23 protein-coding genes and 1 tRNA gene are annotated in these 26,360 nt (G+C 34.6%); 14 read left to right on the forward strand and 10 right to left on the reverse strand.

Annotation, left to right across the window (positions count from 1 at the left end; genetic code table 11):
- The first annotated feature begins 10 nt into the window (after positions 1-10).
- The 10 genes from AC3FI7_RS22075 to AC3FI7_RS22120 all read left to right on the forward strand — a co-directional run bounded on the left by AC3FI7_RS22075 (position 11) and on the right by AC3FI7_RS22120 (position 9,990).
- Complete coding sequence (locus AC3FI7_RS22075; protein ID WP_491460914.1) at positions 11-1,006, forward strand: polysaccharide pyruvyl transferase family protein; 996 nt, start codon at positions 11-13, stop codon at positions 1,004-1,006.
- Entirely contained in the window at positions 996-2,012 is a 1,017-nt protein-coding gene (locus tag AC3FI7_RS22080; protein ID WP_491460915.1) for a glycosyltransferase family 2 protein, read from the forward strand. The genes AC3FI7_RS22075 and AC3FI7_RS22080 overlap by 11 nt, the downstream gene beginning before the upstream one ends.
- Positions 1,993-3,258: a hypothetical protein gene (locus AC3FI7_RS22085; protein ID WP_491460916.1), complete on the forward strand. Its 1,266-nt coding sequence runs from the start codon at positions 1,993-1,995 to the stop codon at positions 3,256-3,258. Before AC3FI7_RS22080 ends, AC3FI7_RS22085 begins: the two co-directional genes overlap by 20 nt.
- Positions 3,233-4,315, forward strand: coding sequence for a glycosyltransferase family 4 protein (locus AC3FI7_RS22090; protein ID WP_491460917.1), 1,083 nt, complete (start codon positions 3,233-3,235; stop codon positions 4,313-4,315). The genes AC3FI7_RS22085 and AC3FI7_RS22090 overlap by 26 nt, the downstream gene beginning before the upstream one ends.
- Positions 4,312-5,436: a hypothetical protein gene (locus AC3FI7_RS22095; protein ID WP_491460918.1), complete on the forward strand. Its 1,125-nt coding sequence runs from the start codon at positions 4,312-4,314 to the stop codon at positions 5,434-5,436. Before AC3FI7_RS22090 ends, AC3FI7_RS22095 begins: the two co-directional genes overlap by 4 nt.
- Positions 5,437-6,140: 704 nt before the next feature.
- The gene (locus tag AC3FI7_RS22100) at positions 6,141-7,238 is read left to right on the forward strand and encodes a glycosyltransferase family 4 protein (RefSeq protein WP_491462106.1); all 1,098 of its coding nucleotides are present in this window, start codon (positions 6,141-6,143) and stop codon (positions 7,236-7,238) included.
- The gene (locus AC3FI7_RS22105) at positions 7,231-7,836 is read left to right on the forward strand and encodes a sugar transferase (protein WP_142724660.1); all 606 of its coding nucleotides are present in this window, start codon (positions 7,231-7,233) and stop codon (positions 7,834-7,836) included. The genes AC3FI7_RS22100 and AC3FI7_RS22105 overlap by 8 nt, the downstream gene beginning before the upstream one ends.
- A 19-nt stretch (positions 7,837-7,855) precedes the next feature.
- Positions 7,856-8,458: an acetyltransferase gene (locus AC3FI7_RS22110; protein WP_142724659.1), complete on the forward strand. Its 603-nt coding sequence runs from the start codon at positions 7,856-7,858 to the stop codon at positions 8,456-8,458.
- Positions 8,459-8,470: 12 nt separating this feature from the next.
- Positions 8,471-9,631: a DegT/DnrJ/EryC1/StrS family aminotransferase gene (locus AC3FI7_RS22115; RefSeq protein ID WP_142724658.1), complete on the forward strand. Its 1,161-nt coding sequence runs from the start codon at positions 8,471-8,473 to the stop codon at positions 9,629-9,631.
- Positions 9,632-9,916: 285 nt separating this feature from the next.
- Positions 9,917-9,990, forward strand: a tRNA-Asp gene (locus AC3FI7_RS22120).
- Between the two features lie 80 nt (positions 9,991-10,070).
- Here AC3FI7_RS22120 and AC3FI7_RS22125 read toward each other — a convergent pair.
- The 3 genes from AC3FI7_RS22125 to AC3FI7_RS22135 all read right to left on the reverse strand — a co-directional run bounded on the left by AC3FI7_RS22125 (position 10,071) and on the right by AC3FI7_RS22135 (position 15,303).
- Positions 10,071-11,252 carry a phosphatidylinositol-specific phospholipase C domain-containing protein gene (locus AC3FI7_RS22125; RefSeq protein ID WP_491460919.1) on the reverse strand — a complete coding sequence of 394 codons (1,182 nt, stop codon included), beginning with the start codon at positions 11,250-11,252 and terminating at the stop codon, positions 10,071-10,073.
- A gap of 19 nt (positions 11,253-11,271) precedes the next feature.
- Positions 11,272-14,118 (reverse strand): TonB-dependent receptor, encoded by a 2,847-nt coding sequence (locus AC3FI7_RS22130; protein ID WP_491460920.1) that lies wholly within the window; start codon positions 14,116-14,118, stop codon positions 11,272-11,274.
- A 135-nt stretch (positions 14,119-14,253) separates the two neighbouring features.
- The gene (locus AC3FI7_RS22135) at positions 14,254-15,303 is read right to left on the reverse strand and encodes a helix-turn-helix transcriptional regulator (protein ID WP_491460921.1); all 1,050 of its coding nucleotides are present in this window, start codon (positions 15,301-15,303) and stop codon (positions 14,254-14,256) included.
- A 301-nt stretch (positions 15,304-15,604) separates the two neighbouring features.
- Here AC3FI7_RS22135 and AC3FI7_RS22140 point away from each other — a divergent pair, with 301 nt between their 5' ends.
- Positions 15,605-16,633, forward strand: coding sequence for a L,D-transpeptidase (locus AC3FI7_RS22140; RefSeq protein WP_491460922.1), 1,029 nt, complete (start codon positions 15,605-15,607; stop codon positions 16,631-16,633).
- Here AC3FI7_RS22140 and AC3FI7_RS22145 read toward each other — a convergent pair.
- From AC3FI7_RS22145 to AC3FI7_RS22155, 3 genes are all read right to left on the reverse strand, one after another.
- Entirely contained in the window at positions 16,626-17,153 is a 528-nt protein-coding gene (locus AC3FI7_RS22145; RefSeq protein WP_491460923.1) for a hypothetical protein, read from the reverse strand. The two genes, AC3FI7_RS22140 and AC3FI7_RS22145, sit on opposite strands and share 8 nt — an antisense overlap.
- 4 nt (positions 17,154-17,157) lie before the next feature.
- A complete protein-coding gene (locus tag AC3FI7_RS22150) occupies positions 17,158-18,477 on the reverse strand; it encodes a PDZ domain-containing protein (protein WP_491460924.1) in 1,320 nt (439 codons plus the stop codon).
- A gap of 112 nt (positions 18,478-18,589) precedes the next feature.
- A complete protein-coding gene (locus AC3FI7_RS22155) occupies positions 18,590-19,228 on the reverse strand; it encodes an alpha/beta hydrolase (protein ID WP_491460925.1) in 639 nt (212 codons plus the stop codon).
- A gap of 246 nt (positions 19,229-19,474) precedes the next feature.
- Here AC3FI7_RS22155 and AC3FI7_RS22160 point away from each other — a divergent pair, with 246 nt between their 5' ends.
- Positions 19,475-19,906, forward strand: coding sequence for a hypothetical protein (locus AC3FI7_RS22160; protein ID WP_228451263.1), 432 nt, complete (start codon positions 19,475-19,477; stop codon positions 19,904-19,906).
- Positions 19,907-19,952: 46 nt separating this feature from the next.
- On the opposite strand, the gene AC3FI7_RS22165 is transcribed toward AC3FI7_RS22160, so the two are convergent.
- Together AC3FI7_RS22165 and AC3FI7_RS22170 are read right to left on the reverse strand one after the other, a co-directional pair.
- Positions 19,953-20,591: a response regulator gene (locus AC3FI7_RS22165; RefSeq protein ID WP_142724649.1), complete on the reverse strand. Its 639-nt coding sequence runs from the start codon at positions 20,589-20,591 to the stop codon at positions 19,953-19,955.
- Positions 20,581-22,575 (reverse strand): sensor histidine kinase, encoded by a 1,995-nt coding sequence (locus AC3FI7_RS22170; protein ID WP_491460926.1) that lies wholly within the window; start codon positions 22,573-22,575, stop codon positions 20,581-20,583. Before AC3FI7_RS22170 ends, AC3FI7_RS22165 begins: the two co-directional genes overlap by 11 nt.
- A gap of 184 nt (positions 22,576-22,759) precedes the next feature.
- Between AC3FI7_RS22170 and AC3FI7_RS22175 the strand changes: the two genes are divergently transcribed.
- A complete protein-coding gene (locus AC3FI7_RS22175) occupies positions 22,760-23,266 on the forward strand; it encodes an outer membrane protein (protein ID WP_142724647.1) in 507 nt (168 codons plus the stop codon).
- Between the two features lie 199 nt (positions 23,267-23,465).
- Here the strand turns inward: AC3FI7_RS22175 and tyrS are convergent, their stop codons facing one another.
- Positions 23,466-24,761 (reverse strand): tyrosine--tRNA ligase, encoded by a 1,296-nt coding sequence (gene tyrS, locus AC3FI7_RS22180; RefSeq protein ID WP_343660748.1) that lies wholly within the window; start codon positions 24,759-24,761, stop codon positions 23,466-23,468.
- A 266-nt stretch (positions 24,762-25,027) separates the two neighbouring features.
- Between tyrS and AC3FI7_RS22185 the strand changes: the two genes are divergently transcribed.
- Complete coding sequence (locus AC3FI7_RS22185) at positions 25,028-25,588, forward strand: RNA polymerase sigma factor (protein ID WP_491460927.1); 561 nt, start codon at positions 25,028-25,030, stop codon at positions 25,586-25,588.
- Between the two features lie 58 nt (positions 25,589-25,646).
- Here AC3FI7_RS22185 and AC3FI7_RS22190 read toward each other — a convergent pair whose 3' ends face one another.
- Positions 25,647-26,279 carry a hypothetical protein gene (locus AC3FI7_RS22190; RefSeq protein ID WP_491460928.1) on the reverse strand — a complete coding sequence of 211 codons (633 nt, stop codon included), beginning with the start codon at positions 26,277-26,279 and terminating at the stop codon, positions 25,647-25,649.
- Between the last annotated feature and the right edge of the window lie 81 nt (positions 26,280-26,360).

Genomic DNA, 26,360 nt, shown 5'->3' on the forward strand with positions numbered 1-26,360 from the left:
AAAAATAAATATGAATTCCAATAAAGAAAATATAAGACAATTAAAAAATATAATATCTGATCAGCTTATTCCACTCATTAACAGTGATTTTATTCTATTGGATATACCTAATCACAGAAATATTGGAGATTCTTTAATTTGGAAAGGAGAAGTAGAATTTTTTAAAACATTAAAGTATAAATGTATTGGGCAGTATAACAGATATACTTTCAAAAAAAGGGATATTAAATCTGAGAAAATAATTATTCTACTACACGGAGGAGGGAATTTCGGCGATATTTACGAATCGAGCCAAAGTTTTAAAAGATATATCATTGAAAACTTTCCAAATAACAGGATTATTGTTTTGCCTCAAACAGTACATTACAATAATGAAGCTAATTTGAAAAGAGATTTTGCTATTTTCAATAAGCATCATGATCTATATGTTTTTGTAAGAGATCAAGTTTCTTATAATATTTTAAAAACTAATTTTAATGAAGAAAAGTTAAAATTGGCTCCTGATATGGCTTTCTTTTTAGACTTTGACTCTGATATAAGAATGAGTTCTCTCGAAACCAGAAAAAATCTGTATTTGAACAGAACTGATGCAGAAGCAAGTAAAGGTTCTTTTCAAAATGTTATTGAAGGTGAATATGATATAAAAGACTGGCCTACTTATAACTCTTCGTCGAAAAGAATGAATACTATTACCAATTATGTAGAAGCTTTAGACGGAAAACTTTCAAAAGTCATAAAGTATTTACCTGCATCTTCTTTAATAATTGATAATGCCTATGGATTTAAAAAGAAGAATGGAATGGATTTGCACATCAATCGCGGCAAAGAGTTTATAAATCAATATCATAAAGTTTATACAACTCGTTTACATGGTTTAATACTTAGTATCTTATTAGATAAAGAGGTTGTCATCTTAGATAATGTTTATGGAAAAAGTAAAAACTTCTATGATGCATGGCTAAAAAATTTTAATAATGTTAAACTTTATGTAAAGAATGAGTCCTAAAATTTCGGTAATTTTACCTGCATATAATGCTGAACAGTATCTTAGAACAGCAGTAGACAGTATACTTGAACAAAGTTTTAAAGACTTTGAATTGTTGGTTATCAATGATGGCTCTACAGATTCTACAAAAGAAATCATATTAAGCTATAATGATAAAAGGATAAGATACATTGAAAATGAAAAGAATTTAGGATTAATAGATACTTTGAATAAAGGAATCTTATTATCACAAGGTGAATATATTGCCAGGATGGATGCAGATGATATATGCCATTTATCCCGTTTTCAGATCCAAATAGATTTTATGGAAAAGAATCCGGAATATATTATATGCAGTTCATCCAGAAAGGAATTTGTTCACTCTGTTTCTCATTATCATCTTAGTGTACTTCCTGTTGATGATATATCAATTAGAATACATTCAATTTTTAGCACTCCTTTTACCCACCCGGCAGTAATGTTCAGGTCAGGCATTGTTAAAGAAAATAACATTTTTTTTGAAAAGGATTATAAGTATGCTGAAGATTACCAATTGTGGATCAAAATACTGCAATATGGTAAAGGGTATAATTTTAAGATGCCATTGTTGTATTATAGAGATACACCCAATAGCCAAACCAATATTGGAGCTGGTCAGATAGAACAGAGAAAAAAAACGATATCTAATATTCAGCAACTTGCTTTACAGCAGCAGAATATTATTTTAGATCAAAAAGAATTAGATTTTATTTATATTTTATCTTTGTCAGATAAGATCAGAAGCGTCAATTTTGAAGATTTTTCAGTAGATTTTATTCATTCTTTTTTTAAAAAGCTGCGTTTAAAATTAAAAATAAATTATCCAGATAATAAATTCAATGTTAATTGTGTTTTAGGTAAAAGATATCTTAAAATTTTATTATTTAACTTAAAAAGGTTGCCATTTACTTATTTAGTGAAGTTGACATTTAGTAAATTGGTTTTTTTTGGAATATATGAATTGATAAATGAGAAGATTAGAAGCTAATAATATTCTTAGACATGGAATGAACGTGTTTATATATATCCTTTTTGTCTATAATATATCGTTTGTTTTTTTGCCATCTATCCTTAGAACCAGAGTGCTTCTTGGGCTTCTTGGGCTTGCTTTTTTTATGAGCCAAACCAAATTAGCAATCCCTAAATCTTTTAGCCACATAATACTTTTATGCTTCGCATCAATATTACTGATAGTGCTTACAACAGTCATTAATAGTTACTTTGATCCACGTTTTATTGGAAATACGATACAAAATATTCTTTATTTATTTGGTGCATATTACTTGGTAATCCGTGTGAACATAAATAGAATGTATGCATTAAAATTGATTGTTTTAGCAATTTTTTTGCATAATTTTTTAGCTCTATTGATGTTTCTAAATCCTAGCTTGTTAGAGATTATTACTTCTATACAATCTACTGGAGATAAATTTGAATATGCGTTAGGAAATGCAGTGAAATTTGGTACCAGATTTATTGGGATAGGTGCTGGAACATTTTTTTCAGGAGGTATTATTTCGTCCATTGGAATGCTAACTGGAGCATATATAATTGATTCTTTAAAAAAAGGTAAATTGGTGTGGATATTACTATACATTTTTATTTGTATTACTGGTATTTATATTGCAAGAGTAGCTTTTTTGGGAATCCTTTTATCTTTGGCATATCTGGTTGTTAGCTATATTTTAAAAAAGAATTATAGTAATTTACCTAAGATTTTTATTTATTCAACTGTATTTGGGATAATTGCTTTTACCTATTTATTGACAAATTTAGATACTTTGATGGCTTCAAATTCTTTTCGTCACTCTTTTGAAGTATTTATAAACCTATTTTCATCTGGAGAATTAAAAACAAACTCTACTGAAGGAGTAAAAGCTATGTTGATCTTTCCTTCTGAACTTAAAAGTATATTGATAGGGGATGGACAGTTTTATTATGAGAATGGATCTTTTTATATGCATACAGATATAGGTTATTCAAGACTTGTTTACTATTATGGGATTTTTGGTATAATGATTTATTTTTCATTACATTTTTATATTCTAAGGTATAATTTAAAGAGATTTAAAAATGATAAAAGTTTTAAACTTTTGCTATGGGCATTAACTGTTTTATTAATAATTGGAAATTTCAAAGGCCTTTTAGATATCAATTGGATAATATTTATTTTTTATTGGTTGGCATTGTATAAAATTAAAATAGAAAATGAAAATTTATCATATAATAAATAGTTTAAGATTTGGCGGTGCTGAACGCTTGGTAGTCGACTTATGTACCGAATTAGCTGAGATAGGTTTAGACGAAATACATTTGTTATTATTAGATGATATTGATACATCTTTAAAAAAAGAAGTAGAAGATAATGGTAAAATAAAAATTGAAGTAATTCCTTCAAAAAGTCTATACGACATTCGGATCCCATTTTTTATAAATAAGGTAACTGCAGATGCAGATATTATTCATTTGCATTTATTTCCTACATTATATTGGGGAATATTCAATAAACTTTTATTTTTCAGAAAACAAAAAATAATTTTTACTGAGCACAGTACTGAAAATAACAGAAGATCTAAGTGGTATCTGAAAAATATAGAAAAGTTTATTTACTCCCAATTAAATTTTATTATTTGTATTTCTGAATCCACAAAAAAAAATCTTATTCAGCATTTAGGGAAAGGATTTAAAGCAAAGACAAAGGTGATAAATAATGGAGTCAATCTTAGTAGATTTTATAACTCAGATACCTACTCCCGAACCAAATTTAATTTTTCTGATGAAGATTTCTTATTAATACAGGTTGCGAGTTTTAGAGCAGCTAAAGATCAGCCTACTTTAATCAGAGCACTCACATTATTGCCTCCTCATGTAAAAGCAATATTTGTAGGAGATGGGCCAGAATTAGAAAACTGTAAAGAGCTCGTTAAAAAAAAGGGCTTAGAAAGTAGAACACTTTTTTTGGGTAACCAGTCCAATGTGGCAGAGCTCATAAAGATGAGTGATGTTGTGGTTGTGTCTTCTCATTATGAAGGTTTTGGTATTGTAGCAGTAGAAGGTATGGCGTGTCAAAAACCTGTGGTTGCCTCAAATGTACCAGGTCTTTCAGAAGTAGTTGCAGAGTATGGAATATTATTTGATAGTGGAAAAGAGGATGATTTAGCAGAAGTGATTAATACATTGAATAAAAATGATTTTTTTTATAAAAAAATATCTGAAAAATGTTACGAAAGATCAGATATTTTTTCTATTAAAGAAATAGCAAATCAATACAGAAAAATATATATATTATGATAAAAACAATTAAATCATTTTTTTACATAATCTTTCTATTTTCAATCAATTTATCCTGTGCACAGGACAAGTTTACATATAGAGATGTACCAGATTCTTTTGTGAAAACAATGGATGTGTCCTCATCAATGAATCTTCTTAAAAATAAAGCATTTAAAGTTACTGACATTCTTCCTGCAAATTACAAGAAAGATGCTTCAGAGGACTACACAGTGTATATTCAAAAGGCAATAGATGAGAATGAAATTGTATTATTACCCAATTTCCCTGTTTTAGTAAACGATAAAGGAATAAAACTGAACAATAATTCAATTTTATTATTTGATAATAGTTCTCAACTTAAGTTGAAAGCAACTGATAAAGGAGGATATACCATTATAAATATTAATAATAAAAAAAATGTAAGCATTTACAATGCAAAAATTGTAGGTGATAGAAATGAACATTTAGGAACAAATGGGGAATGGGGAATGGGTATCAGCATAAATGATGCTGTTGATGTTAAAATATACAATGCTGTTGTTAAGAATTGTTGGGGGGATGGAATTTATGTTGGTGGTAAGAATTTCTCAAGTAATGTATCTATTATTGGAGGCCTTATTGATAATAATAGGAGAAATGGAATTTCAGTTATTGGAGGAGATAATATACTGTTACAAAGTTTAGTGATTTCTAATTCAAATGGGGCCAATCCTCAGACGGGTATTGATCTTGAACCTAATACTCAGCAGAATAAAAAGCTGAATGTTGCATTAAAATCAGTAACAACTTTTAATAATAAGTTGAATGGATTATCTTTTTATTTAGATAATTTTAAAGATAACGAAGTTGCTAATAATGTCCAAATTTCGATTGATAATTATAAAGATCTATATTCTACAAATGGAATATCTTATTCTAATAGAAAATCACAAATAAAAAAATCATTAAATGGCAATATAATTCTTAATAATATTGATTTAAAATATAATGCGAAACCTTTTAGATATTTATATAATAATTCATCCTTAGATAATATTAATTTAAAAATAAATGATTTTAAATCTGATAATAAAGATAACGCGGGAATAGTAACAGAATTACAACAATTTTCTAGACAAAAGATAAAATATAATCAATAATTCTTTCCATTTTATAAATAGCAAATTATAATATAAAAACTGCAAAATATAAAAATGCATTTTCATAAATAATATTAATTTTTCCCCAAAATGTGATTATGGAAAGGTTTTTGCTAAAGTAAATATCATAGAAAAATGCACGAAAGGTGAGATGGAAATTATCAATGTTTTATCAATCATTTAAAAATGTGATACAATTAATATGAGACTAGAAAAATAAAAAAATAGTCTATAATAAATAACAATTCTATTTCTCTTGTGATGTTAATTAAGTTTCATCAATTATTAGAATTATTTAGATACTATATAAAAATAGCTGGCAAAAGTTCGATGGTTATAAACAATTTGCCATTGCCATAAAAAGCTATTACATTCAAAAAACACAATAGAAAACGGGAAAATTTATGATTTTCCAGAATAGTAATGATACTATGTTAATCTATAATTATTTCTGCTTGGAACAATTTAAAGGTTAACATTAGTTCAAAATATTGCTTTATCTCACTTAAAATCACAAATTTGTGATTTTAAGTGGAATGAGTAAAAAATAACACTACACAAAATATTTAGGAAAAAAATTATTATTTAGTTCTAGGTTAATAGAAATAAACAATAAAATATAACAGAAGTTGAAAGCTAAATTAATACGGATTACGACTGTACCACTTTCCTTAAAAATTCTATTGAAGGGGCAGCACCGGTTTATGTCAGAACATTTTGATGTGATAGGAGTTTCTTCGCCTGGCAAAGAACTGGAAGAGGTTAAAAATGATGAAGAAATAGATGTAGTTGCGATTGATATGTCCCGCAAGATTACACCTATTAAAGATATCAAATCTTTATGGAATACTTATAAGCTTTTAAAAAAGGAAAAACCACAAATTGTTCATACTCATACACCTAAAGCTGGAATTGTAGGGATGCTTGCTGCAAGAATGGCTGGTGTACCTCATAGATTGCATACTGTAGCGGGTTTACCACTAATGGAGGTGACAGGTGTAAAACGTCAGGTTTTAGACTTTGTAGAAAAATTAACATATGCTTCTGCTACCAAAGTATATCCCAACTCAAAAGGACTGTCTGATTATATCATAAAGCATAAATATACAGATAGGTATAAGCTGAAAGTAATCGGAAATGGTTCTTCAAACGGAATAGATACTTCATTCTTTTCACCCCAACAAGTTTCAGAAGATCAGAAAATTCTTCTGAAAAAAGAATTAAAAATAGAAGACTCTGATTTTGTCTTTGTCTTTGTGGGACGCTTGGTGGGGGACAAAGGAATTAATGAACTGATAAAAGCTTTTTCTGCTTTAAATAAAGAAGAAGGTAAACATTCAAAATTATTACTGGTGGGTCCCCTGGAACAGGAGCTGGATCCGCTATCTCCGGATACATTAAAGGAAATTGAAACTAATCCGGATATCATCTCTGTAGGATTTCAAAAAGATGTACGTCCTTATTTCGCGATTTCTGGTGCACTGGTCTTTCCTAGTTACCGGGAAGGATTTCCCAATGTAGTGATGCAGGCCGGAGCAATGGAGCTGCCTAGTATCGTTTCTGATATCAACGGATGCAATGAAATTATCGTAGAAAATCAGAATGGAGTAATTGTTCCGGTAAAAGATAGTGAAAGGCTCAAAGAAGAAATGGAGAAAATGATATCAGACAGAGACTATTATGAATCATTAAAAATGAATTCCCGGCCAATGATTGAAAACCGATTCGAGCAATCTGTGATCTGGAATGCTATATTAAGTGAATACAACAAATTGATTAAAGAGAGAGAATATCGTGTATAAGTTTTTTTTGAAACGGGTTCTGGATTTTTTGATAGCGTTAATCGCGTTAATCATACTGGCACCCATTTTTATCATTGTAATGGTCTTATTGTACTTTGCCAATCAGGGTAAACCTTTTTTTGTTCAGGCAAGACCGGGATTGAATGAGAAGATATTCAATATCATCAAGTTTAAGACTATGAATGATAAAAAAGACACACAGGGCAATTATCTGCCGGATTCGGAACGCTTAACTCCGGTTGGAAGTTTTATACGCCGGACTTCCTTGGATGAGCTTCCACAATTGATCAATGTACTGAAAGGAGATATGGCAATTATAGGGCCACGCCCCCTTTTGCCTCAGTACCTGTCTTTATATAGCGAAACTCAGAAACGCAGGCATACCATACGCCCCGGGATTACAGGTTGGGCACAGGTGAACGGAAGAAATGCAATTTCCTGGACAAAGAAATTTGAACTGGATGTATGGTATGTAGACAATCTGTCTTTCGCAATAGATTGTAAGGTTGTCCTTCTTACGATAAAAAAAGTAATAATAAGAGAAGGAATAAACCAGGTAGAGCAAGCTACAGTAGAAGCTTTTAAAGGAAATAATTAATTAAAAATCTAGACAAAGCATGTATTTATACGGAGCAAGTGGTCATGGTAAGGTAGTGGCTGAAGTGGCTGAAGAGAATGGTTTTAGTATTGAGGCTTTTATTGATGAAAATTTGATGAAAGATAAGGTATTAAACTATCCTGTTCTTAACGAAATTCCGCCACATGGTATTGATGTCATTATTTCTATAGGGAATAACAGGGTAAGGAAAAGAATAGTGGAACAGGAAGAACAATTCAATTATGTTACACTTTTCCATCCTAAGGCAATTATATCCAAAAGAGTAAAGATAGGGGAAGGGACTATTGTGATGCCCGGAGCAACTATTAATGCATTAGTAAGAATAGGGAAACACAGTATCATCAATACAAATTCTTCCATTGATCATGATTGTACCCTTGAGGATTTTGTACATATCTCTCCAAATGCTGCGCTGGGAGGGAATGTATATGTGGGAGAAGGAACCCATATAGGAATAGGAGCCAGTGTAATACAGGGGATAACAATCGGAAAATGGTGTACTATTGGTGCCGGAGCGGTTATTATCAGTGATATACCGGATGGCTGCACTGTAGTAGGTAATCCCGGAAGAATAATAAAAAGTAGAAGTTTAAAAATTTAGAATATTAAGAATATGAAATCAAGAGTATGGTTGTCCTCCCCCCATATGGGAGGAAATGAATTAAAGTATATCAATGAAGCGTTTGACGCCAATTGGATAGCACCTTTAGGCCCCAATGTTGACGGTTTTGAAAAGGATCTGGAAAAATTCTTAAATGAAAAAGTAAAGGTAGCTGCACTTTCGTCAGGAACTGCTGCTTTACATTTGGCGTTAGTGGAATGCAATGTAGGTTATGGTGATGAAGTAATATGTCAGTCTATGACGTTTTCGGCTTCTGCCAATCCTATTGTTTATCTGGGAGCTACTCCCGTGTTTATAGATTCTGAAATAGATACCTGGAACATGTGTCCGGTAGCTTTGCAGGAGGCAATAGAGGATAGAATTGCAAAAGGTAAAAAACCGAAAGCTATTATTGTTGTCAATCTCTACGGAATGCCGGCAAAAATGGATGAAATTTTATCAATTGCCAGAGAATATAACATTCCCTTAATTGAAGATGCTGCAGAATCATTAGGCTCTCAATATAAAGGAAGGGCGTGTGGTACTTTTGGACGCTTTGGTATTTTATCATTCAATGGTAATAAAATAATTACAACCTCAGGAGGAGGAGCTTTGGTATGCCACTCCCAGATAGATAAAGACAAAGTTGTATTTCTTTCTACACAGGCCAGAGATGAAGCTCCGCATTATCAGCATTCACATATCGGATATAATTACAGAATGAGTAATATCAGTGCCGGTATTGGTAGAGGACAGATGGAAGTTCTGAGAGACAGAGTAGAAGGCCGCAGAAAAATGCACGATTTCTATTCTGAAATTTGTAAAAAAATAGAGGGGGTTGAGTTACTTTCAGAACCAAACTCTGATTTTTATAGTAATCATTGGTTATCTGTTATTACAATAGACGGAACAAAATCATCAAAATCCCGTGAAGATTTGCGACTGGCATTTTTAGAAGACAATATCGAATCCAGACCTATCTGGAAGCCTATGCATTTACAGCCTGTATTTGAAGATGCACCATACTATGGTGGAAAAGTAGCAGAAACCCTTTTCGAAAATAGCTTATGCCTGCCTTCCGGATCTAATTTGTCTGATGATGAGAGAGACAGAATTGAAAAAGTTATGATAGAGGTATTTCCCAGTAAGAAAGAACATCCGGTTTTAGGATAATTTTATCTTAGTATAGATAATAATAAAAGTGATTATCTGTAATAATTGGTATGGAAATTCATCATCTTAAAATTAGATTAAAATAAATACTTTTAAAGTAACAGGAATGTTGATTTTGTGTGTGTTTTTATAAGTTAACTTTCTTTTATTGAAAAAGGTATTAAAAGTAATTTTATCTAATTTTATATTTGAAAATATGTATGTTACAATAGCTTAAAAAGGCAATGTATTTTTTGAAAAAAATAAAAAACTATATTTTGCCAATTAAAAACAATACTTTTAATTGATCCGGTAGTTCAGTTGGTTAGAATGCCGCCCTGTCACGGCGGAGGTCGCGGGTTCGAGTCCCGTCCGGATCGCAAAAAGCCTTCTGAAAATAGAAGACTTTTTGTGTCCATTGTCCCGTCCTTAAATAACTTGACAGTTAATCAACATGATATTATCTGCATGAAAAATTTAAAGGATTATTAAGATAATCTTTCCCTTGAGGAGGCTGTATGAAGTAAGGTGTTCCATACGTGTTTCCGGGACGGAAAAAATCGGTGGAGATGATCTGGGAACCACTGCTGAATGCTGCTTCAGATCTGGTGAAATCATTGGTTTTTGCTTCATAGGTTTCAATATCTGATCTGGTTCTTACCATGTAGCCTTGCTTTACCAGATCCTGTATCTCTTTTTGCCTTACTATAGCATTATCTCTTAATATAAAGCCTGCGAAAGAATCATCAGGTTCACTGTTCAGAAACATCACTCTTTCCTTTAAAGAACCATCAATCAGATAAGGATTATTTTTAGAAGACAAAGTGCCTGCACTACCGGGAAGCAGCATAAAAATAAATTTTCCTTTACTGTCATTAAGCTTTGGCCAGTTGTTGTGGGTAACAGCTTCTTTCAGGGTTTTGTATTTGCCCTGAACTTCTTTTGGAGTGATAATTTTATCTTTTCCCAGATATTTTACAATCTCTCCATCCAGTTCATCATAAGCTTTTTTATCAAAAGGAAGAACTTTTGTACTGTTTTCAAAAAATGGGAAACCGGAGTCTTTGGCTTCGATCATCATAAAAACCGGCGTGTGTCCGGGATGTTGGTCAGACCATGTTTTCAGAGCTGTAAGGGCATCTTTTAAAGTAGGATAATGGGTTCTGAAGTCAATATCTGCAATATGGAGTACTTTAAAACCTGGCTGATCAAGTCCTTTTGTATTAAAAGGAGCGAGGTCAGTAACTCCTTTAGCCTTTAAAATCTCATATGTTGCCGGGCGGCTGAATCTGTTGCCTTCCGGATCATAATAGACATCTATTTCCAACCCTCTCAGGTTAGCGTTGAGCTGTTCTGTAAAATCAGGATGGTTGTAATTCAGACCTTCTTTCAGATCCATTCCATAAGGGTGATATTCTTTAAATTTAGCTTTTTGCTCTTCCGACATACTGCTGCTGTATTTCTGCATCATCCCATTGATGATTGGGGTTACCAGATCCAGTACTCTGGGGTCTGCCGGCTGGGCATAAGAATTATGGGTTCCTACAACCTGCAACTGGTTGATTCTTACATTCTGGCATTTATCCTGTGCCTGTACCAGTGCTGTCATACAAAATGCAGCTCCATAAATATACTTTGTCATATGAATAAAATTTTTTTGATTAAAAATTAAAGTTGAATCCCAGCTGTCCGCGTATTCCTGAGTAAGAAATATTTTCTACACGGTCTTTTGTACCCATATAATAGCGGTTGGGTTCATTAAAAATATTGTTCAGTTCTATAAACAGTCGTACTTTCCTGGTAAGGCTGTAAGAAGTGGAAAGGTCTACAGTAAAGTTTTTATCAAAATACTGATAATGGTCTGCACCCGCAGCAGCTCTGATTTCGCTTACATAGTTTCCTTTATAATTTCCGGCTAAACGGATCATTAGCTTACTCGTTTCATAGAAGAGGATGGTATTGAAAATATGTTTGGCCTGATTGGGAATCGTTGTAGACATGGTTCCTGTCTGCTGGCCGTTTTCATAGACCGGCATATTCATTTTGGAGGAGATATACGTATAGTTTCCTTCAAAGCCAATGTTTTTCAAAAAGCCAGGTAGGTTTTCAAAACGCTTGGATATCCCGAACTCAAAACCAAAAAGCTTTGCTCCTTCCAGGTTTTTAGGAGCTGTGAATGTATAGGTTCTTCCTGCAAGATCTACCACAGATTGGTCTTTGTAGATAAGATTGGTAATATCTTTATAAAATACTCCTGCAGTTATCAGATCCAGCTTTCCGAAGTAGTTCTCAAACATAAGATCAAAATTATTTGAAAATGTAGGATCAAGTTTAGTGTTTCCCTGGGTGATGGTATTGCTAATGTCGTTGACAATGGTTCCTGGGTTGAGGTCATTGAAATCAGGTCTTGCAAAAGAGCGGGTATAAGCCAGTCTCAGGATGCGGTCACTGCTGATATTCCATTTCATATTGACCATAGGCAGGACTACATTGTACGTTTTTGTGTCTTTAATATCTTCCGTTTTATTGTTTTTATCAGAGACTACTTTTTTACCCCAGAAAGTAACGTCATTATATTCATTTCTGAATCCTCCCAATACCTGTAGCTGCTCTGAAATCTTCCATGTTCCCATCAGGTAAGCCGCCCATACATTTTCAGTACCTCTGTAGGAGCTGGTAATATTGGAGTTGCTGTCTTTACTGCTTACCTGCATCAATCCTAAATTATTTTGTGTAGCAGGATTGTACATCTGATCGATTTGTCCGTTAGTGATCTGATCAATGATTACAGCATTATAGGGATGATCCAAAGGATTCATGAAACCTCCTTTATATGGGAAATTCTCACGCTCAAGCTGATTCAGGTAAGTAACCGGAGCTCCGGGAATTCCTAATGCTGATTTAGGCATCCAAACAAGCAGGGAGCTGTTTACAACTTTGTTTTTATTATTGTACTTTGTTCCGAATTTTAGCTCAAAATTATCTGCAGGTTTATATTTAATATCAATTTGCCCTCTGAGATCTGTCTCACTGTTACGGTTCTGACTCAGAATAATCTGATTCAGTTTGAGTTTATCTGCTGTAATCTGCTGCTGGTTGTAGGGCAAGGTATATCTCCCCATATCACCAGTACCGTCAGGAGCATCCATCGCCATATACTTCCTTCCGTCGGAAGACAGATTTCCATAAGTCATTGGCTGTACAAAATTAACCATAGGGTAACCTCTTTCAGAGGGATCAAGATTATCCGGCGAGTTGAATTTAAATTCAGAACGTGCTTTTGACATCGACCAATCTACCTGCATACGTTGTCCTATCTGGTGATTACCACCCAGCTGCATAGAATATAGATCAGTAAGATAATCCGCGTGGCGGGCCTGAAGCAGTACATTTTTATTATCAAAGTTAAAATAGGTTTCCCTTACAGACTGACCGTCTTTATATTGGCTGTAGAGAGCTTTCCCGTATAATTTATTCCGGCTGTCGATCTCATAATCCAATCCTAAATTGAATCCCAATGTTCTCCGGTTTGCCAGATAATCCCGAAGCTGAAGCTGGTTGATAGAATAAGAAGCTGTTTTATCTTTCAGTCCATAGTTATAAATATTTCTCATCTGGTCTATAGCTGTAGAACGTTCCCAGATTACTGCCGAGGTAATGAACTTCAGTTTATCTGTAATTTTATTTCCATAAACGACAGAAGTATTATAAGTTGGTGACTTAGACATGTTGACGTAGCCTGAGGCCATACTTATTGCCAAAGTCTCTTTATTGGGGGAGGTTTTTGTGATAAAATCCACATTTCCGCCAATGGCGTCTCCATCAAGATCGGGTGTGAGAGCTTTAGACAAGCGTACATTCTGAATAAGTTCCGAAGGAAAGATATCCATCTGTACGCCGCGGTTGGCATTATCACCGCTGGCACTTGGCATTCTGTTTCCATTAAGAGTAGAAGCTGTCCATTGTATAGGTGTCCCCCTTACTGCTACAAAACGGCCTTCACCCATGTCTCTTTCAATAGATACTCCCTGCATTCGCTGTACGGCATCAGCAGCATTACGGTCTGGCAGTTTCCCGATGGCATCGGTAGAAAGTACCTCTGTAATGGTGTTGGAATTTTTTTTCATGGTAATTGCCCTTGCCTGTGATGCCTTGTATACACTGGTAACCACTACCTCCTGAAGATTGTTTTCCTTAAATTTAGCTCCGAATTTAATCAATCCGAGATTCACTTCCTTTTTATCTGTTACAGTGAAAGGAATATAAACACTGTCATACCCTTTATATTCCACAACAAGTTTATAACTGCCGTCATAAACATTATTAAGAACAAAGGAACCATCAGTATCGGAAGTTACCTTCTGTCCGCTGTTTTCAATATAAACCAGGGCATTGGGAAGATTTCCCTGGCTGTCTACTACTGTTCCGTGAACGGTAGTTTGTGCAAAGGCCAAAGGCCCAAGAAGAAAAAATGCTGCTTTTGTTAGAAAAAGTCTTTCTCGTGACATCCTTATAAAGTTTGATGCAAAGATGTCGGCTCCTGCAAAAGTTTTGGTTCATTTAAATTTTATCCAACTGTTTCTCTTGAGTTCGAGATGAACTGAATTGTAAATCAGTAAGTTGCTAATATTAAATAATTGTAACTAATGAACAAGCTGAGAAGGAAGACAGTCAAATTCCTTTTTAAAATATTTATAAAAAGTAGATTTTGATTTAAAGCCACATTGAAATGCAAGATCTGTTACACTGGCTGAAGGATCTTCAAGCAGAATCTGCTTGAAATGCTGAATACGGCTTCTATTGGTGTATTCATGGAAATTGGAACGAAGATGTTTATTAAAAGTGATGCTTAAATCCGCTTTGCTTATCCTCAAATGGCTGGCAAGCTGGTCTAGCGTAAATTCCTCATCCAGATATTCATGACTCTCCTTATAGAAGGATATGATAGCAGTTTGTACAGCATCAAAGTCTATTTTTGAAAGGTCTTTATACTGATAGGTTTCTTTAGGTACGGATAGATGTGATGTGTTTTGCTGTTCCTGGAGCTTATGTTGGTATGTTAAAATATAAACGTACAAAATCCACCCAAACTGGAAAAGAAACAGAAGGCTGTAGATTTTCTGATAAATCAACGTATCCCATCCCAACTGGTAAACCATCCAGAAAGCTAAAACTCCCGATAATACATAGTAAACCAGGTAACGGAAATTACCGGCAGCAGGATGAGTAATATTTTTTCGGTATTTTGTCAGTAAATAAATACATAAAAGAAGACAGGCAAGCCAGTAGTAACTGTAATAAACAAAATAAGATTTATATGAACTGATGGCAAGGTCTGCCCATGAAAGATCAAGCATTTTGGCTGTAATAGCAATAGCATGATGAATAACCACCAGTGTCAGAGGAAGAATCAGGTATTTAAGCTTATCGCTCCATTTTGCATGAATTAAATAGGTAGTGATGTACAGAAAAATAAGACCTTTGAAAACACGAAGGCTTCCCGGAATTTCATACAGAACAGATTCATAACCGAATTTTTGAATAATGAAATATTCATATCCCATATCCAGGGTGACAATTCCAATATACAATAACAGCATATTCAATACAGACTCCCTGTTTTTGATAAGAGAAATGAGCAGAGTAAGAGTAATAAGTGCCTGTAGTACAACTACCATGATAATGTATAACATGAGAACTGATATTTTGTCAAAATTATTGATAATATGGGCACAGCATCTTTAACAAATTATTAAATATTGGCTTAAAATGTGTAGGCGATCAAGGAGTAAATTCTGATCAGTTTTTTAGAGATTTCCGGTTTTGTATATTGATTGGTTATTCTTATTTTAGCTAATAATCCTCATTTACAGAGAGAAAGCCTCCGTTTTTTTACGATATTTTTAACAATCTCTTTTATGATTCAATTTTAGGTCTGATATTTGTACTGGGTAGCCAAACTAAATGGCCGATTTATTTATGAAAAACATATCTGTGAAAAAATCCTTTCTTTATGCATGTTTGTGCGCTGTTTTCCTTGTTTCCTGTAAAAAAGAAATAGAAAAAATAAGCGATACTTTTAAAGATACTGTATCTGCTTCTGAAGCTCAGGAAGCAGAAAAAGATTCTCTAAAGAAAGATTCTGTTCCTGTAGTCAAGAAAGAATCTGTTCCGCCTGTAATGCAGGAGAATGGTTTTTATAATGCTTTTGTTCTTCCGAAAGATAAAAAAATGCGGGATTCTGTTTATGCAGCATTCAGTAAAAAGTATAGCGTTGAGGAGCGTACAGCTATTTTAGCTTTAAACAGACTGGACTCTAAAAGTAAGTGGAATTCCGATACATTGGTGGTTCCTGCCAAAATAGATACAACATTGATGTCATACTCACCATTTCCAATGCAGCTGGATGTATTGAATGGAGTGAAAAAGTTTGTCATCTTTTCATACCCTATACAGGCTTTTGCTGTATATTCCGACGGAAGTCTCGTGAGATGGGGACCTACAAGTATGGGGAAAAAAGCAGCTCAGACAACAAGAGGGCTTACGTTTGCCAACTGGAAAAAGAAACTGGCAATATCCACTGTGAGTAGTGAATGGAAACTTCCTTATAATTTTAATATTCACAATATAGGAGGAATCGGATGGCATGAATATACTCTGCCGGGATATCCTGCTTCACATTCCTGTCTGCGTTTGCTGAGGAAAGATGCCCAGTGGCTGTATTCTTATGCAGATACATGGATTCTGAATCCTGGTGGGGCTACTACCAAAGCAAGGGGTACTGCAGTAATGGTATTTGGAGATTATAACTGGGGAGGAAGAAAACCATGGAGAAAGCTTCTGGATGATCCTAATGCCAACAATATATCTGTTGAAGAACTGACAAAACTTTTGGAGCCTGAGGTTCCGAAAATGCTGAAGGAACAAAGCAATAGAGAAAAAGTAGCCGACTCTATCAAAACGGCAAAAGCAATGACTGCTCCTGTACAGAATGAGAAACCTTTGGAACCGCAGTCTAATTGATTTTCTTTTCAAACTGTAAAGTAGATTCTTCAGCAAACTTTCTCAGCTTAAGCATTTCTGCTTTTCCTTTGTGCTGCCCGAATCTTGCAGCGATATAAGTAAGAAGTATAAAAAATAACATAGCAAAAGAAGCGCTCAGTGCCCAGGGGTATTCAGCGCTTTTTATTTGTTTTTCCACATAATACATGGTAAAGAAGGTCATCCAGAGAATAGAAAAGGTAAAATAAAGAAACATGAAGAATGTCCACACCGCAGAACTTGGTCCGAATATTCCCCGTATTACCGTATCTTCATCTTCAATTTCTACCCGTAATGCAAGACGGGGTTTCCAGTAATTATCTTCTTCCGTTGCGACCCAGATGGTAGCAACTTCTTTATTGATATTGCCTGAAAATTCATCTTTATGTTCTGACATATATTTTTTCAGATTTTCAGCATACTCTTCTTTGGTAAGATGAGTAAACATTTTAAATCTCGGGCGGGTTCTTATTCTGTCTAAGGTTGTTTCTTCAGTTTTCATAATATTATTCTTGATAAGGGATCGGGTCTTCAAGGGCGAAGCGAAATGTCAGTTCTTCATTTTTTCTTCTAATGACCATGGTAATATTTCGACCTTCATTGGATTTCATTAATTCTACGATCTTTTCCAAGGTCATATCAGACGTTTTTTCTCCGTTGATGCTGAGTACTTTATCATCCTTTTTCAGGCCTGCTTCATAAGCAGGGGAATCTTTTCTTACCCCGGAAATAGAAAATATAGGTTTTAAGCTGAATTTATACTGAAACGAATCTTTGTAAACCTCAGCAGATACCATAGCAGATTTTTGGGTTTCAATTTTTACCCTGTCTTCCTGCCATTCCAGTCCATCCTGTCTGAAATCAAGCCCACTCATATTGAAATGAAAAGGATCATCAAAAAATCTGTTTTTTCTGAGGTATAACTTTTGATTGGTATAATCAAAAATAACTGTAAACCGACGCATAATTTCATTTCCTACAGATCCTTTTCTGTTTTCTACTAGATTAACATGCTGAATGGAAAATTCATCCGGCATAGCGGTAAGAGGTTTCTCAAATTTAAAATTTCCAAGATAAAAATTGTGAATTCGGCTTCTTTTTCCATAAATATCTCCATTGAATCCACGTCCCAGAAAGTCATCAATATTGGGTCTGTTATAAACAAAATTTTTAATCAGGGTAGGAAAGAGCCATATCGCATCACTGTTGCCAAGATCAATCATTAGTTTTGAGTCTTTCTTTTCATTGGTCATTTCTACATCTGCATGCAGATAGGGCTTATCTTTTTCAATAGTGATAGCAAATTCTTCAAATCTTTTGGTCTTCTTTTTCAGAAGATCAGCATTTTCATAGATTGTTATTTTTTTTGATGAGTAATCTATAGAGACGGGATGATCTTTAAAAAAATGATATCCAATGACACCGTTTACAGGAATTCCTACATGGGATGAAATATTGAATTCCTCATCAAGAATAATATAGATAGACATAGAAGTATTAATAATTTCTTCTCCTATTTTACCTGTATTACGTTCAGACTTTAAACCGTCAATACTTACGCTGCCTCCAAGCCCTGAGAATTTCATTTTCTCAACGTTACTCAGCTTAATTTCCTTGTTTTCCAGGCTGAAAAGAATAGTTTCAGAAACCCCTGTGTCCAGCAGAAAGGTAAGCTCGGCACCATTCACATTAATGGGGATAAAGATCAGGTTATTGATGAACTTAAAAGGAATAACTGCTTTTTTAGTATTAATCAATTCAAAAGAGTTCTGGGCATTTATAAAAATGCTTAGAAATAATACCAGTAAAAGCAATTTAAATTTCATTTACTGAATTTAGTGAAATTATCAATATAATAATAAAAAAACATCCCAAAAGCTGGAATGTTCATATCTATTGCAATAAAGCAGTGTAAAATGTTTTTTTGGATAAATCTGTTTACTTGGAGAAAAATTCCATCAGATCCATATAATTCTTCTGATTGACACCATGTCCACTCATATATTCCCTGAAAGAAAAATAGCAGCTGAGGTCATAAAGGAGATCTGCGGCTTTTCTCCCCCATTCAAGTGGAATTACTGCATCATCAGTTCCATGTGAAATGAAGAAATGAAGTCCTTCCAATTTCTTTTTATCCTTTACAATCCCGTCAAGAATTTTATCCTCAGGATAACTGCTAAGGCAGGCAACACGATTGAAAAGCTCCGGATGTTTTAAGGCTAAAGCATAGCACAATATTCCTCCCTGGCTGAATCCGCACAGATGAGCTTTGCTTTCCATCAGACCATAGTGGTTGATGATCTTTAATATATTTTCCAAAACGGCATTGAGAGATTCTTTTGCCTGTGAAACATTAATAAAATTTTCAGGATCATTGAAGTTAATATCATACCATGAATATCCTTCAAACTGAGTATCACGTGGAGCTCTGAAGCTGACAATGATCCAGTCATTGGGAAGGGTTTCCCTGAAGCTGAAAAGATCCTGCTCATTGCTGCCGTAGCCATGAAGCATAAAAAGAATAGGGGTATTAGGGGTAATATTTTCCGGCTCTCTTACTAGATAATCTAAATTCATACAGCAAATATAATTAAATTACACTCAGAATCTTAACTTTTATTACTCGTACAATGAACTTCAGCCGTATGATGACTGATGTGTAAAGATTGATTCTTTGGGCTGTATTTTTGAATTTTAAAATGGTTTTGTATTTTTTATTGATTTGATATTATTTGGAAATCTTTATTGGAAAATTTTCATAAAAGTTATTTTTATATTAATAAAAAACTTATATTTGAAACATTAAAAAATCTATTTGGAGAAATGAAGCAATTTTACAATTCAAAAAGTTTACTTAGACTTTCTTTTTTATTCGTTTTATTATTTTCTGTGATTACTGTTGTCAGTTCTTGTAAAAAAGATGACGATGAGGAATTTCAGGATCACGTAGTTCAATTTGAAGTGAAGACAACCTCAGGTGGGAGCATCATTAGTGTTGTTACCCAGGTAGGTACCACTCAGAATACGATATACAATACTCCGCAGTCACCTATAACTTCACCATGGACAAGTGGAGAATTCTTTGTGAACTCCAGTCAGGCACAGCTGAACCTTGATGCTAATGCTTCAATGCCGGATGATAATTCTGAATTGACAATCAATCTTTATATTGATGGAGAGGTTGTAAGAACCGTAAAGAAGAAAGGGAAGGGAGTATTGGTTGCTTCTATTGATTACAGCTTTCTGGAACCATAAATTATTTTAATGTTTATATATAAAAACCGCTTTTGAAGCGGTTTTTTTATTCTTCAATCATGCGCTGCTGAATAGCTCTGTTGATAAGTTCAGTTGAATTCTTTGCCTGAAATTTCTGAAGAAGATTCTTTCGGTGGGTATCTACAGTGAGAGGGCTTAAAAACAGCTCTTCAGCAATTACACTGCTCGTTTTTCCCTGAGCTACCATCTGCAGGATCTGCTTTTCCCTTTTTGTCAGTCTTGGAATAGGAAGATCATTTTGAGATGGGCGGCTGATAATCTGCTTGGTCTCATTACAAAAAACAATATCACCGGAAAGAGCTCCTCTTATGCATACCACAAGCTCGTCAATAGAAGTGTTCTTAAGAAGATAACCGCTGGCACCGTTTTGTATAGACTGCATGATAATGCTTCGCTCAGACCGGTTACTGAACATAATGACTGAAGTATGAGGGGATATTTTTTTTATATCTCTACACAGTTCTGTTCCGTTCGCATCCGGTAAAGTGATATCCAGAAGAACAATATCTGTCATTTGTGAACGGATAAAGCTGAGGGTTTCTGCGCCGGATGCAAAACTTCCTGCTACATTAAAAAAAGACTGGCTGTTCAGCATCATTCTCAGTCCTTCAATGACGATGGGATGATCGTCTACGATGACAATATTTATTTTTTCATTCTCCATTGGTGTTGAGTTCTATATTAATTGTTGTTCCCTGATGATCAGAATTGATCTCCATTTTTCCTTTCAGGTAATTGACCCTGTTCTTCAGGTTGCGGAGTCCCATACTTTGGGAGGTATTTTCTATGTTTTTATCGAACCCTTTTCCGTTATCTTCAATAGTGATCAGAATGTTTTCTCCGGATTGGGAGCATTGTAGTAAAATATTGGTTGCCTCTGCATGTTTTACAGCATTGGCCAACAGTTCCTGTATAATCCTGTAAATATTAAGCTGGATATTCAAAGGTAATGTTTTATCAATGCTGATAGCCTGAAAATCAATCTCAAGGTTTTTTCTGCTGTAAAATTCACATAAGTCATGCAATGCGGTTTCCAAGCCAAAATTAAGCAGTGATTCCGGCATAAGGTTTCTGGCTACATGCCGGAGTTCACTTACAGAGTTGTCCAGCTGGCCCAGAATCTTATAAAATTCCTGATCTTTTTCGGGGTTCAGATGATTGGAAGACCATGTAGAAAAGTTGATCTTCACTCCTGCAAGCATTCCGCCAAGGCCATCATGAAGGTCTCTGGCAACACGCTCTCTTTCTCTTTCCTCACCCTCAAGAATGGCCTTTGTAAGCGATAGTTCTTCCTTTTGTTTAATATCTTCTATTCTCTGCTGAAGATTGATCTCTTTCTGTTCAGACAACGTTTTATTCTTTCTGTAAATGACGAATAAGAAGATTAAAAGGCTCAAAAACAGAAGCAGAATCAGGCTAAGAACCCACAGATAAGAGTTTTTTTGGTTGACTTCCATCTGTTTCTGATTCCTCTCAGCGTTCAGGAAAGCTATTCTTTTCTCTTTTTCAGAGGTGTTGAACCTGGTTTCAAGTTTATTGATCTCCAGTTTTATATTTTCAGCATTCAGGCTGTCATTTAATTTTGAATATTTTTTCTCCCATGATAAGGCATCGTCAAGATTTCCCATAATCTCATTGATACTTGAAAGGTGACTATAAATGGTTTTCCGGTTGTTCAGATCCTGGGCAAGTGTTTTTTCTGCCAGAATTTCTTCCAGAAGGTTCTTGGCTTCAGCATATCTTTTCAGCTTTTTAAAAATGTCATATTTATGAAAGTAAAACATCTGCATCTGCAGTTTCTGATGAAATTTTTTAGCATAAAATAACCCTTTTTCAATAGTCTGCAGGGCTGCTTCATGTTGTTGAACGCCAATGAAATATAATGCTCTGTTATAATAATAAAAAGTATTGGAAGAAGAGTCTGGATAAGGACGTACCATATTTCCTGCCTTATCCAGAAATTGTTTTCCCATACTGCATTTTGCCTGGTAACAATAATTACTGCTTGTATTAAGATAGGCATAGAATAGTTCAGTAGAGTTAGGCTCTTTTCTTTCAAGAATCTGAAGGGCTTTTTCATTATATCTGCCTGCTTTTTCAAACTCAGCGTTATACGTAAACATCAGAGCGAGCTGAGCATACAGGAATCCTAATACCTTGCCTTCACCATACTTTTCAGCAGTAGGAATACTTTTTTCAAGCATGGTTTTGATCAGAAAAGGATATCCTTCTTTATTTTTCTGTAAAATTCCATAACTATACCAGCATAAAGCGAGATAGAGAGCTGCTTTTTGACCTTTAAGCTTAGATAGTGCACTAATGGCTTTCTGAAATGATATCGAGGCCTTTTCTTTGTTCAGATCCTGTTCATATTGTCCTTCGTAATAATAATAGACGGCTTCTGTGAAGAGATCTGTCCCTCCAAACTTTTTACCATTTTCCAGGTATTTTTTGCTTGCAATGGTATCTATGCTTTTATAATAGCTCGACAGCAGAAAATAAGCATTAGCTTTAGTTATATTGTTGGGATCATTATTCACAGAAAGCTTCAGGCTGTCAATATATTTCTTTTCATTGAGCGGAAATAGTCCCTGGGCCTGTAATGTAACCTGGATTAGAATATAGAGAAGACATAATGATCTCTTCATTGTTTTGATTTTCAGTGTTAGTTTGCAGGTCAATTTTTTATTAAACGTGAAGATAATTAAAAATTTACGACAGAAAAATACCTAAAAATCAGTAGAAAAAAATACTTTTTTTTAAGGGTTGTATCCTGTTATGCTGACCAATAGTTTTGCAGGCAGACAATAACAAAAAAATAAACTATTAAGAATGAAAAAGAGAATCATAATACTGGGAATAATCTTCCTTTTCGGGAGTATACATGCTCAGAGAATACAGAAAGGAGAAGCACAGATCAATGTGGATATAGGAGTAGCCAACGGATGGGGGCTGCCTGTTTCTGTGGGGGTAGATTACGCAATACATAATGATATTACAGTGGGAATAGAGGGGAGTTATGCCTCCGAAAAATATTCAGGGGATATTAAAGGAAGCTGGTTGGGCATAGGAGCCAACGGGAATTATCATTTTAATACCTTACTTAAGATTCCGAACAAATGGGACGTATATGCCGGAGCTACTTTAGCCTACAATTCATTTTCTTATAAATATAACGGATCAGATTTCGATTATTTTGATGGCAAATCTTCAGGAGTAGGCTTTGCAGGTCAGATCGGGGGCAGGTATTTTTTTACTCAAAACCTTGCAGTGCATGTGGAATTGGGTGGAGGAACAGTCGCTTCAGGAGGAAAGGCAGGACTTACCTATAAATTTTAATAAACCGGACAATACAATTATTTTCAATATCAATCAGTTTTTTCATAGCTCTTATACAATGTCAGAAATGGCAGTAAGTTTTTAAAAATGGTAACTTTCTCAACTGAGCCGTGAAATTTTTTCGCGGCTTTTGTATAAGCTGTTAAACAAAAAAGACTGTGTAAAAACAGTCTTTTTTTATAAATAATGAGAGATGTATCTATTGAGCTTTTACAATAAAGTAGCTTTTTTTACCTTTTTGCAACAATAAAAATTTACCGTCGATAAGGTCAGTTGCATTGGCTGTAAATGTATCATTTACTTTTTGTTTGTTTACAGAGATCGCATTTCCTTTAATCTCTCTTTGAGCTTCACTTTTTGATTTCAAGAAACCTGATTTTTCAGAAAGAAGATCAACAATACTTACTCCTAAAACATCTGCTTTTGCAATTTCTTTCTGTGGAACCCCGTCAAAAACTTCAAGGAAAGTTTCCTCATCAAGGCTTACCAGATCTTCAGCCGTAGAACGCCCGAAAAGAATTTCTGAAGCTTTCAGTGCTTTTTCATACTCTTCTCTTCCATGTACCCAAACCGTTACTTCTTCTGCAAGTTTTTTCTGCAGTTTTCTTTCATGGGCAGCAGTTCTGTGTTCTTCAATTAAAGCTTCAATTTCCTCTTTTCCTAAGAATGTGTAGAATTTAATGAATCTTTCAGCATCTTCATCAGTAGCATTCAGCCAGAACTGGTAGAATTTATAAGGAGAGGTCTTCTTTTTATCCAGCCAGTAATTTTCCCCACTTTCAGACTTTCCGAATTTGGAGCCATCAGCTTTTGTGATCAAAGGAACCGTTAATGCAAATGCTTCACCCTGAGCTTTTCTACGGATCAGTTCTGTTCCTGTTGTGATATTTCCCCACTGATCAGAACCTCCCATCTGCAGTTTTACATTATTGTTCTGGTATAGATGAAGGAAATCATACCCCTGGATGAGCTGGTAAGTGAATTCTGTAAAACTCATTCCGTCTGCACCGCCTTCTCCTGAGAATCTTTTCTTTACAGAATCTTTAGCCATCATATAATTGACAGTGATATTCTTCCCGATATTTTTAGCAAAATCAAGGAAAGAAATATTCTTCATCCAGTCGTAGTTGTTAACCAGCTCTGCTTTGTTTGGCTCGTTTCCTTCAAAATTTAAGAATTTTGAAAGCTGGTTCTTTAAACAGTCAACATAATGTAAAAGGGTTTCCTCATCCAGAAGATTTCGCTCTGCTGATTTTCCTGACGGATCTCCGATCATTCCTGTAGCACCTCCTACCAAAGCAATAGGCTTATGGCCATGCTGCTGGAAGTGAGCTAAGATTTTTATCTGGATAAGACTTCCGATATGTAAAGAATCGGCAGTAGGATCAAAACCAATATATGCAGTAGTTACCTCTTTATTCAGTTGTTCATCGGTTCCAGGCATCATATCGGCAAAAAGACCACGCCATTTCAGTTCTTCTATAAAGGAATTCATTGATTTTTAACTTTAAAATTTTAAGATGCAAAGATAATAAATTCAGAAGTATTAAGGGGAAAAAAGCAAAACAGCAAAAGGGCAAAAATGCAAAAAAGATTAATGGTAAAATTGTGAAGCGATTTTTTGTAGTTACATTGGAACAATGCAAATATTATACAATAAGTGATTAATCTGCTATTTTGCTGTTTTGCCTTTTAGCCTTTTTACCACTTTACCCTTCCCATCCTTTGTTTTTCACCCCAAATACTCTATATTTGTTAGTAATGAACGACGAACAGCTATTCCTGCTCATCCAGAAGGCCAAAGATAAAGACCAGAAGGCCCAGACTAAACTCATTAATATTTTTTGGGTGGACGTTTTCTCATTTGTGATGAAGAAGGTGAAAGACGAAAATGATGCCGATGAAATTACTGTCAATGTTTTTTCAAAAGTACTTTCGAAACTGGATATGTTTGATCCTCATTTTCAGTTTAAAACCTGGGTGCTGACTATTGCCCAGAATACCGTAATTGATTTCTGGAGAAAAAAGAACCGTGACACTGAAGATGCTGTTGAAAACCTTGATGAGGTTAAAAATCAATATGCAAAATCTCCGGAAGAACTTCTGATTTCCGAAGAAGAACAGAAGAAAATCATCAAAACTATAGAGTCCCTGGATGCCAACTATCAGGATATTATTAAGCTGAGGTTTTTTGAAGAAAAAAGCATCAAAGAAATTGCTGAAGAATTGGGGATTTCCGTTGCCAATACCAAAGTAAGGGTAATGCGTGCTAAAAAAGTCCTAGCCGAACTGTTGAAAAATAACGAATTTGATGATCATTAAAAGAATATTGTTCAATAGGAAAGTGCTTTATTGAAGCATCCATTTTCACCGCTTTAATTTAAAAATAAACTTCCTCTTTCGTTTTCGGAAGAATTATTTTTTGCTGTTTTTCCTGATTTCTGTTTTGAAGATTAAGCTTGAGTCCTTTTTTAATATAGGTCTCCTTTAAAGATTTACCATATTCATCCTTGTTTTCCACTTCCTTCGAATAGTTCAGCTGTCCTGTAGAAAGGTTAAAATCCACATCTTTCCAATAATCACCGGGTCTTCCTGAGGTAGAGGATGTTCCTATTAATTCGAAATGTCCGTTCTGAAATCGGTATTTATCTGTTACATCCCATTTCCAGCTGCTTCCTCCATTTTGGGAAATGATCAGGATTCCTTTTTCAATTTTGGTTTCTCCATAAGGATCTCCCATCATACCTCCGGCTCTGCTTTCCATAACAGCATTTCTGGATTTTTCAAGAATAGTCCATTTTCCGTTTACTTTTTTCAGAATCTGAATTTCACGGATGTTTCCCATATCCGTAGTATCCTTTGTATTATAAACAATTACTTTTTCAGGAATTTTGTCACCATCAAGATCTCCGTCTACCGTCTCAAGAACCGTGGAGCCTGCCGGCTGTAGCTGTTCCTGAGCAAAACAGAATACTCCGCATGCCACGAATAAAAGAAAGAATATTTTTCTCATAAGAATATTTTGAAGCCGTAAATATACAAATGAAATTTGAATGATCAGTTTCATCAATATCTCCGGTTGATGGTTTCCATT

This window comes from Chryseobacterium sp. TQ-BC-N36 (assembly GCF_058382295.1).

Bases quoted from the DNA above. Each gene is read 5' to 3' on its own strand.
- AC3FI7_RS22125 (WP_491460919.1), bottom strand. From the start codon at position 11,252: ATGACAAAGTATATTTATGGAGCTGCATTTTGTATGACAGCACTGGTA.
- AC3FI7_RS22075 (WP_491460914.1), top strand. From the start codon at position 11: ATGAATTCCAATAAAGAAAATATAAGACAATTAAAAAATATAATATCT.
- AC3FI7_RS22145 (WP_491460923.1), bottom strand. From the start codon at position 17,153: ATGAAAACTGAAGAAACAACCTTAGACAGAATAAGAACCCGCCCGAGA.
- AC3FI7_RS22150 (WP_491460924.1), bottom strand. From the start codon at position 18,477: ATGAAATTTAAATTGCTTTTACTGGTATTATTTCTAAGCATTTTTATA.
- AC3FI7_RS22175 (WP_142724647.1), top strand. From the start codon at position 22,760: ATGAAAAAGAGAATCATAATACTGGGAATAATCTTCCTTTTCGGGAGT.
- AC3FI7_RS22100 (WP_491462106.1), top strand. From the start codon at position 6,141: ATGTCAGAACATTTTGATGTGATAGGAGTTTCTTCGCCTGGCAAAGAA.
- tyrS (WP_343660748.1), bottom strand. From the start codon at position 24,761: ATGAATTCCTTTATAGAAGAACTGAAATGGCGTGGTCTTTTTGCCGAT.
- AC3FI7_RS22135 (WP_491460921.1), bottom strand. From the start codon at position 15,303: ATGTTATACATTATCATGGTAGTTGTACTACAGGCACTTATTACTCTT.
- AC3FI7_RS22190 (WP_491460928.1), bottom strand. From the start codon at position 26,279: ATGAGAAAAATATTCTTTCTTTTATTCGTGGCATGCGGAGTATTCTGT.
- AC3FI7_RS22115 (WP_142724658.1), top strand. From the start codon at position 8,471: ATGAAATCAAGAGTATGGTTGTCCTCCCCCCATATGGGAGGAAATGAA.
- AC3FI7_RS22185 (WP_491460927.1), top strand. From the start codon at position 25,028: ATGAACGACGAACAGCTATTCCTGCTCATCCAGAAGGCCAAAGATAAA.
- AC3FI7_RS22165 (WP_142724649.1), bottom strand. From the start codon at position 20,591: ATGGAGAATGAAAAAATAAATATTGTCATCGTAGACGATCATCCCATC.
- AC3FI7_RS22160 (WP_228451263.1), top strand. From the start codon at position 19,475: ATGAAGCAATTTTACAATTCAAAAAGTTTACTTAGACTTTCTTTTTTA.
- AC3FI7_RS22090 (WP_491460917.1), top strand. From the start codon at position 3,233: ATGAAAATTTATCATATAATAAATAGTTTAAGATTTGGCGGTGCTGAA.
- AC3FI7_RS22110 (WP_142724659.1), top strand. From the start codon at position 7,856: ATGTATTTATACGGAGCAAGTGGTCATGGTAAGGTAGTGGCTGAAGTG.
- AC3FI7_RS22130 (WP_491460920.1), bottom strand. From the start codon at position 14,118: ATGTCACGAGAAAGACTTTTTCTAACAAAAGCAGCATTTTTTCTTCTT.
- AC3FI7_RS22155 (WP_491460925.1), bottom strand. From the start codon at position 19,228: ATGAATTTAGATTATCTAGTAAGAGAGCCGGAAAATATTACCCCTAAT.
- AC3FI7_RS22085 (WP_491460916.1), top strand. From the start codon at position 1,993: ATGAGAAGATTAGAAGCTAATAATATTCTTAGACATGGAATGAACGTG.
- AC3FI7_RS22095 (WP_491460918.1), top strand. From the start codon at position 4,312: ATGATAAAAACAATTAAATCATTTTTTTACATAATCTTTCTATTTTCA.
- AC3FI7_RS22080 (WP_491460915.1), top strand. From the start codon at position 996: ATGAGTCCTAAAATTTCGGTAATTTTACCTGCATATAATGCTGAACAG.
- AC3FI7_RS22170 (WP_491460926.1), bottom strand. From the start codon at position 22,575: ATGAAGAGATCATTATGTCTTCTCTATATTCTAATCCAGGTTACATTA.